Source organism: Sphingomonas sandaracina, assembly GCF_036663695.1.
Classification (GTDB): domain Bacteria; phylum Pseudomonadota; class Alphaproteobacteria; order Sphingomonadales; family Sphingomonadaceae; genus Sphingomonas.
The window spans coordinates 185,400-201,812 of sequence record NZ_JAXOJK010000002.1; the positions used below are offsets into that span (position 1 = coordinate 185,400).

Sequence of the window (16,413 nt, forward strand, 5' to 3'; positions counted from 1 at the left end):
GGACCGTCGTAGAAACGGAAACCATAGCGGGCGACGCTTCGAGAGCCCGGCTTCGGAGATAAGAATGGACGAGGTCGAAACCGGCCAGAACGCTGTGCCCGCTCCGACCGAGCGTGCTGGCGACATTCTTCGTACCGCGCGCGAGGCGCAGGGTTTGAGCGTTGCCGATATCGCGGCGCGGACCCGCGTGCCGCTCCGCCATCTGGAAGCGATCGAGGGTTCGGATTATAGTGTATTGCCGTCATCGACTTACGCGGTCGGTTTCGCCCGGGCTTATGCGCGGGCGGTCGGCGTCGAGGAGGTGCCGATCGCGCAGAAGGTGCGCGAGGACGTCGCGAAACTCGGACGCCGGACCCCCGAATACGCGCCCTATGAGATGACCGATCCGTCGCGCGTCCCGTCGCGCGGTATCGTTATCGTCGCGCTGGGGATCGCGATTGCGGTTTTGGTGCTCGTTGGCCTCTGGTACGGCACCGACATGTTCCGTGGGTCGCGGACGGCGGCGACGGATGCGCCCGTCGTGCAAGCGCCGGTTGTTCCGGCCGTCAAGACCGCGCAGTCCGTGCCGGCGGCGCCGACACCGGCCAATGGCCAGGTGACGTTGACCGCATCGGACGACGTATGGATGCGGGTCTACGATGCCGACAACAAGACCCTCTATCTCGGGACGATGAAGCCGGGCGAGAAGTTCGACGTGCCGCGCGACGCGAAGGATCCGATGATCAACATCGGGCGTGCCGACAAGCTCGCGGTGACGCTGAATGGCGCCGCTGTGCCGCCGCTGGGTACTGGCGAGCGCGCGGTCAAGGACGTCCATATCGGTGCCGCGGCGATCGCGGCGCGGGCGGCAGGTCGTCCCTCGACCGAGGCGCAAGGCGCCAACCCGGGCGCCGCCGCCAATCCGCAGGCCGGGGTTCAAAGGCCTTAAGGCTGGCGACAGGATCGATGATACAGGTATACCTGCCCGATTAACCACTTCACCGGGGGGTGAACCCAATGCGTAAATCCATTCTGATCGGCGTCAGTGCCTTGGCGGTCGTTGCGGCCGCTCCTGTGCAGGCGCAAAACGTCGAAGGCCGTGTCGGCAAGCTCGAAAGCGAGATGCGCGCGGTGCAGCGCAAGGTGTTCCCCGGCGGTGCCGGCCAGATGTTGCAGCCCGAGGTCCGTGCGTCGCAGGGCGAACAGGGACCGGGGCCGGGTTCCCCCGCGACTAGCGCACTCGCCGACGTGAACCAGCGCGTGACGTCGCTGGAGCAGCAGATGACCTCGCTCACCGAGCAGATCGAGCAGAACCAGAACCGCACGCGCCAGTTGCAGGATGCGTTCGACAATTATCGCCGTTCGAACGACGCGCGGATCAAGACCCTCGAAACCGGCCCCGCGCCGATCGCGACGGGAGGCCCGGTGGAGTCCGACGAGCAGCCGGGCGGGCCTTCGCGTCCGACCACGCAGCCCGAGGCGGCCACCAAGCCCGGCGCGGCGACACCAGCGAAGGTGTCCGTCGAGAAGCCATCGACCGGCGACCCGGCGGAGGACGAATATATGTATGGCTATCGGTTGTGGGCGGCCAAGCAGTATCCGCAGGCCGAGGCGCAGCTGAAGAAGGTCGTTGCGGACTACCCAAAGAGCAAGCGTGCGAGCTACGCGCAGAATCTGCTAGGTCGGGCGTATCTCGACGAGGGCAAGCCGAGCCTCGCGTCGATGGCGTTCTACGACAATTACAAGAAGATGCCCGATGGCGAGCGCGCGCCCGACAGCCTGTTGTATCTTGGCCAGGCGCTGACCAAGCTCAACAAGCCTGCCGATGCCTGCAAGGTATATGACGAGCTGAACGACGTGTACGGCGCGAAGATGGCGACGGCGATGAAGGGGCAGGTTGCCGCCGGGCGTTCAGCGGCGAAGTGCAAGTAAGCGCGAACGCCTCGATGCCGACCGAGCACGTCGATGTTCTTCCGTTTCAGGGGGCGGAAGACGTTTCCCATAAGGCTTACCTCGCGTGACCGAAGAAGGGCGCCGCTTTGCTGCCGACTTCGCGCGGCTCGCCAGCGACATTGAAAATCCGGTGTTCGCCGTCTCTGGCGGCCCCGACAGCATGGCGATGCTTGCGCTCGCGCACGAGGCACTTCCCCCCGGCTTCACGGTCGCCAGCATCGACCACCGACTTCGCCCCGAGGCGGTCGAGGAATCCGCGATGGTCGGTTCGCACTGCGCAACCCTTGGCATCTCTCACGCTACGCTGGTCCCGAGCGAACCGATCGCTGGCGCCAGTATCCAGGCGCAGGCACGGATCGCGCGGTACGGGCTGCTCACCGATCATGCGCGCGATATCGGGGCAGGGGGGCTGGTCACCGGCCATCACGCCGATGATCAGGCCGAGACCTTCCTCATGCGCGCCGCGCGCGGCTCCGGTCTGGCCGGCCTCGCCGGCGTTCGCGCGCGTACCGAAGTCAACGGTGTCATCGTCGTTCGCCCATTGCTCGATTGGCGCCGCGCCGAACTTCGCGCGATCGTCCGCCGTGCCGAAGTGCCGTTCTTCGACGACTCCTCGAACCATGACGACCGCTACGACCGTACGCGTTTTCGCCGGTTGCTCGGCGAAAACGAATGGCTGGGCACGCCCAATCTTGCCCGCGCGGCGGCTGCACTGGCGGAAACCGATACCGACGTGCGTGCCATGGTCGACTGGATCTGGACCGAACGTGCCAAGGTCGGCGGTGGCGAGGTGAAGATCGCGGTCGACAACCTGCCTCGCGAGATCCTTCGCCGTCTTGCCCGCCGCGCGATCGGCACGGTCCGTAGCGAGGCCAGCATTGTGGCGCCCGAATGGACCGACGCTGCCAACATCGAAAGCCTGCTCGACTCGCTGATGACCGGCAAGCGCACTACCCAGGCCGGCATTATCGCCAGCGTCCGCGGCGACGTCTGGCGTTTCCGCGAGGCTCCGCCGCGTCGGGTCGCCGCATAGGGCCCGCGTAACGCGCCCGTCCGTTCACACTGATCAACGCAACTGACGCGTTGTTCCATTGCCATTAACCTGCGCGCGCTTATCTTGTGCGATGAAAGGTATCCGGTACCCATGAACGACAACGAGAACCGCGGTCCGAAGCCACAGGGCCCCGGCGGCCCTGAAAACGGCGGCGGCAATCCTTGGATGAAGAGCCTGCTGATCTGGGTCGGCATCCTTCTCGCGCTGGCGCTGTTCGTGACCATGTTCGACGGCCGTACGGCCGCGTCGGGTGGTAACACGATCGCGTATTCGGCGTTCCTCGACAAGATCGACGAGGGAACGGTCAAGGACGTCAACATCTCGCGTGACATGATCTCCGGGACGTTGTCGTCGGGTGAGAAGTTCAAATCCTATCCGATCCCCGATTCCACGCTCGTGCCTAAACTGCGCGAAAAGGGCGTGTCTATCAGCGCGAAGCCCGAAGAGGGCCCTTCGATGCTGGCACTGCTGCTGTATCAGTCGCTGCCGTTCCTGCTGTTCCTTGGCATTGCGTTCTTCGTGCTCAAGCAGATGCAGAAGAACTCGGGTTCCGGCGCGATGGGCTTCGGTAAGTCGCGGGCGAAGATGCTGACGCAGAAGGAGGGCAAGGTCACCTTCCAGGACGTCGCCGGCATCGATGAAGCGCGTGAAGAGCTTGAGGAGATCGTCGAGTTCCTGAAGGACCCGACCAAGTTCGCGCGTCTCGGCGGCAAGATCCCGAAGGGCGCGTTGCTCGTTGGTTCGCCCGGTACCGGCAAGACTCTGCTCGCGCGCGCGATCGCGGGTGAGGCCGGCGTACCGTTCTTCACCATCTCGGGCTCCGATTTCGTCGAGATGTTCGTCGGCGTCGGCGCTAGTCGTGTCCGCGACATGTTCGAGCAGGCAAAGAAGTCTGCGCCGTGCATCGTGTTCATAGACGAGATCGATGCGGTCGGTCGTCATCGCGGTGCTGGCCTTGGCAACGGTAATGACGAGCGCGAGCAGACGCTGAACCAGCTGCTGGTCGAGATGGACGGCTTCGAGGCGAACGAAGGCATCATCATCATCGCTGCGACCAACCGTCCCGACGTGCTTGATCCTGCGCTGCTGCGTCCGGGCCGCTTTGATCGCCAGGTCACGGTACCGCGTCCGGATATCGAGGGTCGCATAAAGATCCTCGAAGTCCACATGAAGAAAGTGCCGCTTGCGCCCGACGTCGACGCCCGCGTCATTGCGCGCGGTACGCCCGGGTTCTCGGGTGCCGATCTCGCCAACCTCGTCAACGAGGCGGCACTGCACGCGGCGCGCAAGGGCAAGCGTCTGGTGGCGATGGCCGAGTTCGAGGAGGCCAAGGACAAGGTCATGATGGGCGCGGAGCGTCGTAGCATGGTCATGACCGACGACGAGAAGCGGATGACCGCGTATCACGAGGCCGGCCATGCCGTCGTCGCGATGCACGAGGCTGCGTCGGATCCGATCCACAAGGCGACGATCATACCGCGCGGTCGTGCGCTGGGCATGGTCATGCGTCTGCCCGAGCGCGATTCGTACAGCTATCACCGCGACAAGATGTACGCGAACCTCGCGGTGTCGATGGGTGGACGTGTCGCCGAGGAAGTCATCTTCGGCTACGACAAGGTCTCGTCGGGTGCGTCGGGGGATATTCAATACGCCACGGGTCTGGCGCGCGACATGGTCACGCGCTGGGGCATGTCGGACAAGGTCGGCCCGCTCGAATATGGCGAACCCGAGGGCGAGTCGTTCCTCGGTTACTCATCCAGTCGACCGTCGCGCATGTCTAATCAGACCGCGCAACTGATCGACGACGAGATCAAGCGTATCGTCGAGGGTGGTCTCGACCGTGCCAAGCAGGTGCTGAGCGATCACGTCGATCAGCTCCACACCGTGGCTGGTGCGCTGCTCGAGTTCGAGACGCTGACCGGTGATGAGATCAAGCAGCTGATAGCAGGTGAGGATCTCGATCGTCCCGAGCCAGGGGCGAAGGCGTCGAATGTCCCACGTGCAGGAACGTCGATCCCGAAGACGCGCCGTCCGAACGGTCCTTTCGGTACGCCCTCGCCACTCGGGGCTTAAACGGTTCATCTTGACGTAAGCCATTGATGTCTAGGGCAGTCTTTTCCCGGAAAGGCTGCCCATGTCGTATCTGCCGAAATCATTCTCTGTATCTTTGGTCGTAGCCGCGACGATCATTGGCGCTTCGGTACCTGCGAATGCCGCGATGACCGTCCAGACCTTTCTCGCACGCGCCAATGCATTGCGAGATCAGGGTCCCATGGCGCTGATGTCGCCCGATCTGCCCGTATTGAAGGCGGAGGCCAAGAGCGCCACCACGCAGTTGAAGGCGGAACGCGCCGCGCGCGCCGCAGCGGGCAAACCGCCGATCGCCTGCGTGCCCGAGGGTGAAACGGTTGGCATCATGGACATGCTGGACGGCCTGTCGCAACTTCCCGCCGCCGATCAGAAGCGTCCGCTCAAGGACGGCTACGCGCGTGTCCTAGCCAAACGTTTTCCCTGTCGGTGAACGGTCGCCAGCGTTGTCGTGTTGATAACCGGAGTATCCGGTCATAACGTCGACAGGTGTCGTGTTCCCTCGGTCTTTCCCATAGTCGTGTCCGCCCTAACGAGGTGCTGGCGAGGGTAGTGCCTGCAACGTCACGCAGTGCGTAACGCGGGGCATATTGCGTCCCGCTTCGGCAGTGTCGGTTGCGCGGATCGAACTCGGTGAGCCGGGTAGGCATTCTCGGCGGGTCGTTCAATCCGGCGCACCGCGGGCACCGTGCGATCACACTTGCGGCGATCGACTCGTTGGCACTCGATGAGGCGTGGTGGCTGGTGTCCCCAGGAAATCCACTTAAGGATGCCGCCGCCGACATGGCACCTCTCTCCGCCAGGTTCGCCTCCGCGCGAAACATGGCCCGCCGCGCGCCGATCCGCGCAACCGATCTCGAGACGCGATTGCACACCCGCTATACGCTCGACACAATCCGCAAACTCAAGCGTCGCTATCCGAAAATCCGGTTCATCTGGTTGATGGGCGCGGACAATCTCGCCGACTTCCATCGCTGGAAAAACTGGCGGCAGATCGCCCGCGAGGTTCCGATTGCGGTAATCGCGCGTCCGGGATATGACGGGCGCGCCCTCGCGGCCCCCGCGATGGGTTGGCTGCGGCGCTTCCAACGGCGCACAGACCATGCGAAGAGCTGGACGACTTGGAGATTGCCGGCCCTCGTGCTGTTGCGCTTCCGACCCGACCCGACCTCCGCAACCGGCCTGCGTGCCAAAAATCCCGACTGGTTCCAGCACGTTGCTGGCCCGGTAGTTTTACTCAGGAGCTGACTTGGCCACTTCCCCTACTGCCCCTCGCGCGACCGACCCCGAAGAGGTTGAGGCGCTGCATCGCCTGATCCTCGCGTCGCTCGACGACGACCAGGCGGTCGAGACCATCTCGATCCCGCTTGCGGGCAAGACCAGCATCGCCGACTATATGGTGATCGCCAGCGGTCGTTCGACCCGCCAGGTCGCCTCGATGGCGCAGAAGCTGGCCGAGCGAATCAAGGCCGAGTTCAAGCGCCCGGTGAAGATCGAAGGCCTGCCGACCGCCGACTGGGTGCTGATCGATGCGACCGACGTCATCGTCCACCTCTTCCGCCCCGAAGTCCGCAGCTTCTACAATCTGGAGCGGATGTGGGCGTTCGGCGACGCACCGACGCCGCCACCCGTGCCGACCTATACCGACGAAGACTAAACCCACTTCGAGGCGGCGATGCTGCTCCACATCGTCGCCCGCGGTCGGATCGGGCGCTCGCCCGAGGCCGACCTGGTCGACCGCTATCTGAAGCGGATCGTCTGGCCGACCAAGGTCAGCGAGCTCCCCGACACCGGCGGCAAGACCCCGCTGGTCGGTGAGCAGACCAAGCGCATCCTGCTCGACGAGAAGGGCGAGACTCTATCCTCGACGCAATTCGCGCACAGGCTCGAACGGTGGCGCGAAGATGGCGTGCGCGAGGCGCGGTTCATGATCGGCGCCGCGGATGGCTTCGACGACGCGGCGCGTGACGAGGCCGACCTGCTGTTCTCGTTCGGCCGCGCGACGTGGCCGCATCTGCTGGCGCGCGCGATGCTGGCAGAACAACTGTTCCGCGCGACCAGCATCCTTGCCAACCACCCCTATCACCGCGAAGGGTGATACATGAGGATGGGGAGGGGCTTGGCCGTCGCGGCGCTGCTTGCCGTGGCGGGCGGCGTTACTGCGCAGACCAACGACACGATCGAAGTGGCGGACGAGCAGCAGCGTCTGATCGCCGCGAAGCGCGATGCGGCGATCGCCGCGCGACGATCGGCGAGGCTCGCCGCCGCCGCCGCCTGGGAACGCAACGCTGCCGACAAGGCGCGTCGTGAAGAACAGGCGCTCGCCGCGCGTGTCACCGCGGCGGAGGCGAACCTCGCGACGGCAAGCGCGCGTGTGACACTTGTCCAACGCCTGCTGCGCGATCAGCGCGCCCGGCTCGGACGCGCGCAGGCCCCGGTCGCTCGACTGCTCGCCGCACTCGAATCGCTCGCCCGCCGGCCGACGATCGCTGCGGTCGCACAACCCGGATCGGTCGATGACCTCGTTCACGTCCGGGCAGTCCTCGGCAGCGCGCTTCCCGTCGTCCGCCGGCGCACAGAGGCGGTACGCATAGAACTTGCCGAGACGCATCGCCTGCAAGCCAGCGCCACGCTCGCCGCCAAGGCGTTGGCGGACGGCCGTGCGCGACTTGAGAACGAGCGCATCGCGCTGGCCAACCTCGAAGCGCGTCATCGCCAACGCAGCCAGGCACTCGGTCGTGGTTCGCTGAGCGAGTCCGATCGCGCCTTGGCTTTGGGCGAGCGCGCGCGCGATCTCGTCGATGGCATGGCGGCGACGACAGATGCCAAGGCGACCGCAGGCAGTCTGATTGCGCTTCCCGGCCCCCCCCCGCGCCCAATCGCGCCCGGCACAACGCCCCTGGCACCACCGCGTGGCGTGTACCGCGCACCCGTAGCGGGCAGGCTCGTCACCGGCTTCGACGAAGTCTCCGAGTCCGGCGTCCGATCGCGGGGCCTCACCTTCGCCACCGCGCTCCGTGCGCGCGTCGTCGCACCCGCAGCCGGAACGGTCCGCTACGCGCGTCGTTTCCGCGACTATGGCATGATCGTCATCATCGACCACGCCGATGGCTGGACTAGTCTTGTCACAGGTCTCGCCGCGACATCCGTCAAATCCGGCGACCGCATCGCGATGGGCGCACCGGTTGGTATCGCCCCTGTCGAAGACCCGCGCATCACCGTCGAGCTCCGACGCCATGGCCGTCCGGTCGATGCCGCCGCGTTGATAGGGTCTCGTTGATGGCGTCGCAGCGATCGGCTAGTGAGACGCGGTTCAACCTGACCGGGCTTTGCTCCGCGCGCGCGTTGTCGCTACGGTGGGTGGTTACGATTTACCGTTTACGACCCTAAGATACCGTCATTTCTCAGGTTGCAGGACCATCGATGCCTCGTCCTATACTGCGTACCCCGATCCTCACTGCCACCGCCATCGTCGGCGCGCTGACGCTGGTCCCGCTTGCCACCTCGGCGATGGCGGCGGTCGACACCGATACGTACCGCGAGTTCGATCAGTTTCTCGAGGTGTTCAACCGCGTGAAGGCGGAGTATGTCGACAAGGTCGATGACAAGACGCTGATCAAGGGCGCGATCCAGGGTATGCTGGCCAGCCTCGATCCACACAGTTCGTATGTCGACGCGCTCGACTACGAGAATCTGCGGATCATGACCGAGGGCAATTATGGCGGCCTCGGGCTTACCGTGCAGATGGAGGACGGGGCGATCAAGGTCGTCTCCCCGCAGGAGGATTCTCCCGCAGCGCGCGCGGGCGTGAAATCCGGCGACTACATCACGCATATCGACGGCAAGCTGATCTACGGCGATTCGCTCGACGAGGCTGTCGGCAAGATGCGCGGCAAGCCGGGCAGCAAGATCACGCTCGGCCTGGTCCGCCCGGGCCGCGACAAGCCGCTCGACGTGACGATGATGCGCGAGATCATCGTCCAGAAGCCGGTAAAATGGGAAGTCCGCGGCGACGTCGGCTATATCAACATCAATACCTTCAGCGAAAACACCGGCGCCGATACCCGCGCGGCGATCATGGCAATCGACAAGTCGCTCGGTCATCGTCCGCTCGGCTATGTCGTCGACCTTCGTGAGAATGGTGGCGGCCTCCTGACCCAGGCGATCGAGGTCAGCGACACGTTCCTCGACCACGGCGAGATCGTCTCGCAGCGCGGCCGCGAGAAGACCGATATCGAGCGCTATTACGCGAAGCCCGGCGACGACGCGCACGGCCTGCCCGTCGTCGTGCTCACCGATCCCGGCACCGCGTCCGCGTCCGAGATCGTCGCGGGCGCGCTACAGGATCATCACCGCGCGCTGATCATGGGCGAGCGCAGCTTCGGCAAGGGCTCGGTCCAGACGGTGTTGCAGCTCGGTCCCGAGACCGCGCTCCGCCTGACCACCGCGCGTTACTTCACGCCGTCCGGCCGCTCGGTACAAGAGGGCGGGATCGAGCCCGATATCAAGGTGCCGCAGCTCACCGATCCCGACTACAAGTCGCGCCCGGTGTTCCGCGAGGCGGACCTGCGCAAGCACCTGATCAACGAGGTGAAGGCCGACAATGCGGTGCTGGAGGAGGATACCAAGACCGACCCGCGCTTTTCGCAGACGCCCGACCAGCTGAAGAAGCAGGGTATCGACGACTTCCAGCTCTATTACGCGTTGAAGACCGTCGCGCGGCTCGGCGGCCCGACCCAGGTTGCCGCCGCGACCAAGCCGCGACCGATCAAGCCTGATGCCGACGCAATTAAGGCAGCCACCAAGTGAGCGTGCGTCGCGGCCTTGGCATGACCAAGAACGAAGAGATCGCGCGCGCCATTGCGCTTCTGCTGCCGGCATTTCTGCTGCTCGGCGCGCTCGGCTCGCAGTACCTCGGCGGATTGTATCCGTGTGAGATGTGCCATTGGCAGCGCTGGCCGCATTATTCGGCGGTGCTGATCGCCGGAGCGGCGTTCTTCGTACCCGGACGTTCGTTGCGCGCCTCGCTCGTCATTATCGCAGGGCTGTTGATCGGGCTCAGCGGCTTGATCGGAGTCGCGCATGCCGGCGTCGAATATCATTGGTGGAACGGTTTCACCGCCTGCACGACGACCGTCTCGATGGCTGGCACCACCGCCGCCGAACGCCTCGCCGCGATCATGAACGCGCCGATGGTGCGCTGCGATTCGCCACAGTGGAAACTGCTTGGCATTTCGCTCGCCGGCTTCAACGCCATCTTTTCCCTGGCCGGTGCGATCACCATATTCTCTCTCATGAGGAAGACGAGATGAGCGGCTGGAAGCCAGGGGATGCCAAGCGCGCGACGGACTCGATGATCCGGGTCGACCAGGCGGGTGAATACGGCGCGATCCGCATCTATGCGGGGCAGCTTGCCGTACTCGGCGACCGCCATCCCGCGTCGCGCTCGATCCATCACATGGCACAGCAGGAGGAGCGCCATCGCGCGTTCTTCGACCGGATGATTGTCGAGCGTCGCGTGCGGCCTACGGTGCTGCAGCCGATCTGGAAGGTCGCCGGCTTCGCACTCGGCGCGGTGACCGCGGCGATCAGTCCTCGCGCGGCGATGGCGTGTACGGCGGCGGTCGAGACAGAGATCGACAAGCATTATGAGGAACAGCTCGTTCAGCTTGGCGCCAGCGATCCCGAGCTATCGGCGGCCATACTCGATTTCCAGGCGGAGGAGCTCGAGCACAAGAATACGGCGATCGCCGCAGGAGCCGAGGAAACACCGGGTTATCCAGTGTTGAGCGCCCTGATCCGTCTGGGCTGCAAGGTTGCAATCTCTACCGCCAAGCGGATCTGAGATACGGCCGATATAATGAGAATACGGATTGTGGGAGTGATGCGTATGAAAATGCTTTTGACGGCGGCGTTGCTCGTCGCGGGACCCGCGGCGGCGCAAACGGCTCAGCCCGCACGGCGCGCGCCGCCGACGCTGGCGCAGTTGCCCGCCAAGGCCCCGACGCTCGCGCCCGCTTTGCCCGGTGCTACGGGCAAGCCCAAGACGATCTCGGTTCCTGGTGAGGTGTCGCGCAGTGCGCCCGTCAACGGTGTCTTGACGCTGTTCGGCAACGAACGCTGCCCGACCAACCAGAATGGCGAAGAGATTGTCGTCTGCGTTCGCCGCAGCGCACAGGAACAATATCGCGTTCCCAAGGAACTCCGTGAGTTCGTCGTCACACCGGAAAATGCCAGCTGGGCGACGAAGGCTCAGGGGACGATGGACGCGGGGTCGGGCGTCAATACGATCGGCAGCTGCTCCGCGGTGGGCGCCGGCGGTGCAACCGGTTGCTTTGGCCAGCGCGTTCGCGAATCCCGGCTGGAGAACAAGACACGAGCAGCGGAAGTCCCGGTTCTTCCGTAATCGGTCGAATCGCCGGTTCGAGTACTTGCTGGGGAATGCCCGGTCTAAAGCTTTAGGTTTGAAGGCCAAGCGCTCCGGTTACGGGTGACGCTTAAGCCCGCGGACCCGGTGCCAGATGTAGAAGCCGACGAGTGCGATCAGGACGACGCCGATCAGGAGGTCGGCGCTGTGGAACGCGGCCTTGACGCGCGGATCGCTGTCCCACTTGTCGCCGAGCTTCATGCCGACCCAGGCAAGCCCGAAGCACCACGGCCACGATCCGATGAACGTGTAGAGGTGGAACGGCACCAGCTTCATCCGCGCAACGCCGGCGGGGAAGGCTATGAACGAGCGGATGACGGGGAGCAGGCGTCCGATGAGGACCGCCATCGAGCCCCAGCGGGCAAAGAACCGGTCGGCCGCGTCGAGCTCACCGGGGCCGATCAGCAAGTAGCGGCCCCAGCGTTCGGCCATGGGGCGCCCGCCGCGCTTGCCGATCTCGTATGCGACGATCGAGCCGAGGTTGCACCCGATCGCGCCTGCGGTGGCGGCAAGGTACAGGTCGAACCGCCCCGTCGAGACGAGATAGCCGGCGAACGGCATGATGATTTCGGACGGCAGCGGGATGCACGCGCTTTCGATCGCCATGAGCAGGGCAATGCCGACATAGCCACCGGACGAGATGACGCCGATCGTGAAGGTGGCCAGCACGGCCAGAATCTTTTCGAACATGGGTCGGTCGATTGCGCGAACCGGGCGCCGAAGGGAAGCCCTAATTCGGAACTGGCGTATCGGAACCGGCGCGGGAGTTGTTCGCTGGTGCGGCATGACAGATATCACTCTCAACGACGGCCGCACCATGCCCCAGCTCGGCATGGGCACGTGGCAGATCCCCGACAGCCAGGCTGCAGCGATCGTCCGCTCAGGCCTCGATATCGGCTTTCGACTGGTCGATACCGCGGCGATTTACGAAAACGAACGCGGTGTCGGCGACGGCTATAAGGGGTCGGACGCGTTCCTGACGACCAAGCTGTGGAACGACCGGCAGGGCGATGCCGAAGCAGCGATGGATGAAAGCCTTGCCATGTTGGGCGTCGACTCGGTCGATCTCTACTTGATGCACTGGCCGGTGCCGAGCGAGGACAAGTTCGTCGACGCGTGGAAGGTGATGATCGCCCTGCGTGACGCTGGGAAGGCCAAGTCGATTGGCGTCTCGAACTTCTTGCCCGAGCATATCGATGCGATCGTCGCCGCGACGGGCGTGATGCCGGCGGTCAACCAGATCGAGCTGCACCCGAACTTTCAGCAGCGCGAGCAGCGGACGTATCACGAGGCGCACGGCATCGTGACGCAGAGCTGGAGTCCGCTGGGGCAGGGTAAGACTTTGCTGCAGGACGAGGTGATCGTTCGGATCGCGGACAAGCATGGGCGGAGTGCGGCGCAGGTGATCCTGGCGTGGCATCTGGCGAACGGCTTTTCCGTGATCCCGAAAGCGTCGGACGCTGCGCATCTCGCGGACAATTTCGCGGCGCTTGATTTGACGCTGGACGACAAGGACGTGGCTGCGATCGAAGCGCTGGACGATGCGGCTGGGCGGCTAGGGCCTGAACCGAACAGCATGTAATCGGGGCGAGAAGGCGACGCGAAGGAGGAGCTCGTCATCCTGATGAAAGTCAGGATCAGGGTGACGGGCGTTGCGAAGTGTGGCTCTGGATTCTGACTTTCGTCAGGATCACAGAAGAAGGAGCGTGCAGTTTGGTCCTTCGGTGATCAAGCAATCCGGCCGCCTACCACTCGCAGATCCTCGACGAACCGCGCATATTCTTCCGCCGCCTGCGCTGGATCGGGCAACCGCAGCAGATAGCTCGGATGTACCGTGATCCAGGCCTCCCCGCCATCAGGCAATTGTAACGCCCGCCCGCGCTCGCGACCAATCGTCATGACCTTGCCGAACAATGACCGTGCTGCGGTGGCCCCCAGCGCCACCGTCACCTTCGGCTTAATCAGCATCTGTTCCTGCTCGATCCACCAGCGACACGCGTCGATTTCGCCCGCGCCGGGCTTCGCGTGGATGCGTCGCTTACCGCGCTGTTCGAACTTGAAGTGCTTTACCGCGTTGGTGACATAGGCCCGCGACCGGTCGACGCCTGCCTCCGCCATCGCCTTGTCGAACATCTGGCCTGCGGGGCCGACGAACGGCCGTCCGGCGATATCCTCCTGGTCGCCCGGTTGCTCGCCGACGAACATGAGCGGCGCATCGACCGGCCCTTCGCCGAACACGGTCTGCGTCGCCGGCTTGTAAAGCGGACAGCGCGTGCAGCCAGCGGCTTCGTCGCGCAGGGCCTCCCACGCGATCAAGCTGTTGCCGCCGATCGTGTCGCGTGCCTTCTGGATCATGCCGCTCTCCCTTGCCTGCGCCGCCGCCAGCAGGCCCGGCACCAGCGCGGTTTCGGGCATGTTCTTCCAGTATTTCTTTGGCATCTCCTTCAGCATCGCGCCGATCTTGACGCGCGCCGGGTTGAAGATGCTCGCGTAATAGGTCTTCCAGACTTCCTCGGTCGGGTCGCCGTCGGGGGCGTCGGCCTTGCTCGCGCCGGGGCCTTCGCTGAGCGCCTTGCCGTCCCAGTGGATCGAGACTTCGGGCGTCAGGATCGACCAGCGCATGCTGGCGAAGCGGTTGACGAAGAAGGCTGCGTTGGCGCGGACGATGTGGTGGTCGGGCTCGAACCACGCGACGAAGCGCGTGCCGCCGTCTTCCTCGACCTCGCGGAAGCGGAGGAACGCGCGCATCTTGTGGATGTCGCGGCGGACGTCCTTAGCGATCCTATCGAGCCGGCGGACGAGCGGGTCGGCGCGGTCCTCGATCAGTTTTTGTTCGCGGCAGAGGCGGAAAAGCAGCGTGTAGAGCAGGGCGAACCGTTCGGGGTCGCTGCCAAGGATGGCGCTTCGGGCCAGGTCGAGGAACGCGCGGGGAACGGAGAACGCACCGGGGGCAGGGGCTGGCGCGGGATCGGCGACGGTCGCGAATAGGTCGACGGGTTCGTCGCCGACTTGCCACACCACGTCGTCGGGCGGGACGTCTTCGCCGATCAAACCGCGGGCGGCATCACGCCAGCCGTCGAAATCGTCGGGTTCGGTTAGGGTTACGACGCGCATAATCCTCCCCGGCACGGGGAGGGGGACCAGCGAAGCTGGTGGAGGGGGGCTTCCACAAGCGTATCGGTGGTGGTGAGCCCCCTCCACCCCGCCGCTACGCGTCGCGGTCCCCCTCCCCGTGCCGGGGAGGAATGCGTTGGCGTCACGCGAACATTTCCATTTGTTTGGGTTTCGGCGCCACGATGGGCCGGAGTTCGGCTTTGTCCGCCAGCACGACCGGGCGCCAGTCCTCGGCGATGATGAAAGGGCGGAGCTTAGCGACCGATACGGTCAGCCGGGCGATGTCGGCCAGATGCAAACGACGCCAACGTCGGCTGGTGAGGATACCGTTGACCGCTTTTACGCCGAGCCCGGGTACCCGCAACAGCATTTCGCGCGGCGCGCGGTTGACGTCTACCGGAAACGACCCGCGAAACTTCAGGGCCCAAGCAAGCTTCGGATCGATATCGAGTGGCAGCATGCCCGTCGCATCGTCGGCGGCGGCCACCACCTCGTGCGGCTGGAATTCGTAGAACCGCATCAGCCAGTCCGACTGGTACAGCCTATGCTCGCGCATCAACGGCGGGCGTTGGAGCGGCAGCACCGCGCTGGCATCCGGGATCGGGCTAAACGCCGAATAATATACGCGCCGCAACCCGAACCGGTCGTACAAGGTCGACGCCTTGCGTACGATGTCGCCGTCGGTCGCCGCATCCGCGCCGACGATCATCTGCGTCGACTGTCCCGCAGGCGCGAATTTGGGCGCGGACTTGTACTTGGCCTTGGCATCCCTGCCATCGATGATCGAGGCCTTCACCTCCGCCATCGCCGTTTCGATCCGAACGCCGTCCTTTTCAGGAGCGAGTCGCTTCAGGCCGTTCGCGGTGGGCAGTTCGACGTTGATCGACACGCGGTCAGCATAGAGCCCGGCCTGATGGACTAGCTCCGGATCGGCATCGGGGATCGTCTTGAGGTGGATATATCCCCGGAAATGATGATCCTCGCGCAATGACCGCGCGACCTCGACCATCTGTTCCATCGTGTAGTTCGACGAGGCGATGATGCCGGACGAGAGGAATAGGCCCTCGATATAATTGCGTTTGTAGAAGGCGATGGTGAGGTCGACGACTTCCTTCGCCGTAAACCGCGCGCGACGGACGTTCGAGCTTTTGCGGTTGATGCAGTAATGGCAGTCGAAGATGCAACTGTTGGTGAGTAGGATCTTCAGCAGCGAGATGCAGCGGCCGTCGGGCGCGTAGGCGTGGCAGATCCCCATGCCTTCGGTCGAGCCAAGCCCCTTGCCGTCCTTCGAATTGCGCTTGGTCGTGCCCGACGAGGCGCAGGACGCATCGTACTTGGCCGCATCGGCGAGAATCTCGAGCTTTTCACGGGTGTCGAGTTGAGCCATTCGTTCGTCTTACGTTCCAGGGGAGGAGGTGTCGAGTGATGAGGATCAACTTGAACGTAGGTGGCTGAAGATGCTGGGTTGTTGGGCTTGGCGGAAAAGTGAAGTTCACAAAGTGCAGACGCTGGAAGCGGCTCGGCGGCCTAGTCCCGCGCATCGATTTTCCACGGGTGAAGGGTAGAAACCCTGTCAGGATCGCGTCGCGTAGGACAGCGATCGTTCAGTCGAAAACGTAGCGGATGAGGTCGACCATGCCGCCGAGGCTGACGGGCAGGAGAAGAAGCAGGAAGAGATAGACGAAGATAATCCGGCTCAGGGCCTTTTCGTGCTGAAACACGGGCTTGCGCGGCGGAAGATCCTCCTTGCGCGGCCAGATGCTGGATTCATCGAAGAACATGCTGGGACAACGTCGTC

At 64.4% G+C, this 16,413-nt stretch carries 18 protein-coding genes; 14 read left to right on the top strand and 4 right to left on the bottom strand.

Annotated features, from left to right (window positions below; genetic code table 11):
• The first annotated feature begins 64 nt into the window (after nucleotides 1-64).
• The 13 genes from U1707_RS06205 to U1707_RS06265 all read left to right on the top strand — a co-directional run bounded on the left by U1707_RS06205 (nucleotide 65) and on the right by U1707_RS06265 (nucleotide 11,480).
• Nucleotides 65-928 carry a helix-turn-helix domain-containing protein gene (locus U1707_RS06205; RefSeq protein ID WP_332799227.1) on the top strand — a complete coding sequence of 288 codons (864 nt, stop codon included), beginning with the start codon at nucleotides 65-67 and terminating at the stop codon, nucleotides 926-928.
• A gap of 68 nt (nucleotides 929-996) precedes the next feature.
• Nucleotides 997-1,911 (top strand): tetratricopeptide repeat protein, encoded by a 915-nt coding sequence (locus tag U1707_RS06210; protein ID WP_332799228.1) that lies wholly within the window; start codon nucleotides 997-999, stop codon nucleotides 1,909-1,911.
• Nucleotides 1,912-1,996: 85 nt separating this feature from the next.
• Nucleotides 1,997-2,965 (top strand): tRNA lysidine(34) synthetase TilS, encoded by a 969-nt coding sequence (tilS, locus tag U1707_RS06215; protein ID WP_332799229.1) that lies wholly within the window; start codon nucleotides 1,997-1,999, stop codon nucleotides 2,963-2,965.
• 111 nt (nucleotides 2,966-3,076) lie between these two features.
• Nucleotides 3,077-5,059, top strand: a complete 1,983-nt coding sequence (gene ftsH, locus U1707_RS06220; protein WP_332799230.1) for an ATP-dependent zinc metalloprotease FtsH — start codon at nucleotides 3,077-3,079, stop codon at nucleotides 5,057-5,059.
• 145 nt (nucleotides 5,060-5,204) lie between these two features.
• Entirely contained in the window at nucleotides 5,205-5,507 is a 303-nt protein-coding gene (locus U1707_RS06225; RefSeq protein ID WP_332799231.1) for a hypothetical protein, read from the top strand.
• A 200-nt stretch (nucleotides 5,508-5,707) separates the two neighbouring features.
• Nucleotides 5,708-6,322: a nicotinate-nucleotide adenylyltransferase gene (locus tag U1707_RS06230; RefSeq protein ID WP_332799232.1), complete on the top strand. Its 615-nt coding sequence runs from the start codon at nucleotides 5,708-5,710 to the stop codon at nucleotides 6,320-6,322.
• A 1-nt stretch (nucleotide 6,323) separates the two neighbouring features.
• Nucleotides 6,324-6,731 carry a ribosome silencing factor gene (gene rsfS, locus U1707_RS06235; RefSeq protein WP_332799233.1) on the top strand — a complete coding sequence of 136 codons (408 nt, stop codon included), beginning with the start codon at nucleotides 6,324-6,326 and terminating at the stop codon, nucleotides 6,729-6,731.
• An 18-nt stretch (nucleotides 6,732-6,749) separates the two neighbouring features.
• Nucleotides 6,750-7,172 (top strand): 23S rRNA (pseudouridine(1915)-N(3))-methyltransferase RlmH, encoded by a 423-nt coding sequence (locus U1707_RS06240; RefSeq protein ID WP_332799234.1) that lies wholly within the window; start codon nucleotides 6,750-6,752, stop codon nucleotides 7,170-7,172.
• 3 nt (nucleotides 7,173-7,175) lie between these two features.
• Complete coding sequence (locus U1707_RS06245) at nucleotides 7,176-8,354, top strand: murein hydrolase activator EnvC family protein (RefSeq protein ID WP_332799235.1); 1,179 nt, start codon at nucleotides 7,176-7,178, stop codon at nucleotides 8,352-8,354.
• 143 nt (nucleotides 8,355-8,497) lie between these two features.
• Complete coding sequence (locus U1707_RS06250) at nucleotides 8,498-9,883, top strand: S41 family peptidase (protein WP_332799236.1); 1,386 nt, start codon at nucleotides 8,498-8,500, stop codon at nucleotides 9,881-9,883.
• A 20-nt stretch (nucleotides 9,884-9,903) separates the two neighbouring features.
• Nucleotides 9,904-10,386 (top strand): disulfide bond formation protein B, encoded by a 483-nt coding sequence (locus U1707_RS06255; protein WP_332799237.1) that lies wholly within the window; start codon nucleotides 9,904-9,906, stop codon nucleotides 10,384-10,386.
• Nucleotides 10,383-10,919, top strand: coding sequence for a demethoxyubiquinone hydroxylase family protein (locus tag U1707_RS06260; protein WP_332799238.1), 537 nt, complete (start codon nucleotides 10,383-10,385; stop codon nucleotides 10,917-10,919). Before U1707_RS06255 ends, U1707_RS06260 begins: the two co-directional genes overlap by 4 nt.
• A 45-nt stretch (nucleotides 10,920-10,964) precedes the next feature.
• A complete protein-coding gene (locus U1707_RS06265; protein ID WP_332799239.1) occupies nucleotides 10,965-11,480 on the top strand; it encodes a hypothetical protein in 516 nt (171 codons plus the stop codon).
• Nucleotides 11,481-11,558: 78 nt separating this feature from the next.
• Here U1707_RS06265 and U1707_RS06270 read toward each other — a convergent pair whose 3' ends face one another.
• Nucleotides 11,559-12,191 carry a DedA family protein gene (locus U1707_RS06270; protein ID WP_332799240.1) on the bottom strand — a complete coding sequence of 211 codons (633 nt, stop codon included), beginning with the start codon at nucleotides 12,189-12,191 and terminating at the stop codon, nucleotides 11,559-11,561.
• A 94-nt stretch (nucleotides 12,192-12,285) separates the two neighbouring features.
• On the opposite strand from U1707_RS06270, the gene U1707_RS06275 reads away from it, so the two are divergent.
• Nucleotides 12,286-13,083 carry an aldo/keto reductase gene (locus U1707_RS06275; protein WP_332799241.1) on the top strand — a complete coding sequence of 266 codons (798 nt, stop codon included), beginning with the start codon at nucleotides 12,286-12,288 and terminating at the stop codon, nucleotides 13,081-13,083.
• 146 nt (nucleotides 13,084-13,229) lie between these two features.
• Here U1707_RS06275 and U1707_RS06280 read toward each other — a convergent pair whose 3' ends face one another.
• The 3 genes from U1707_RS06280 to U1707_RS06290 form a co-directional block, all read right to left on the bottom strand.
• Complete coding sequence (locus U1707_RS06280; RefSeq protein ID WP_332799242.1) at nucleotides 13,230-14,615, bottom strand: UdgX family uracil-DNA binding protein; 1,386 nt, start codon at nucleotides 14,613-14,615, stop codon at nucleotides 13,230-13,232.
• Nucleotides 14,616-14,757: 142 nt separating this feature from the next.
• Nucleotides 14,758-16,002 carry a putative DNA modification/repair radical SAM protein gene (locus U1707_RS06285; protein ID WP_332799243.1) on the bottom strand — a complete coding sequence of 415 codons (1,245 nt, stop codon included), beginning with the start codon at nucleotides 16,000-16,002 and terminating at the stop codon, nucleotides 14,758-14,760.
• A gap of 217 nt (nucleotides 16,003-16,219) precedes the next feature.
• A complete protein-coding gene (locus U1707_RS06290; RefSeq protein WP_332799244.1) occupies nucleotides 16,220-16,396 on the bottom strand; it encodes a hypothetical protein in 177 nt (58 codons plus the stop codon).
• Nucleotides 16,397-16,413 lie beyond the last annotated feature (17 nt).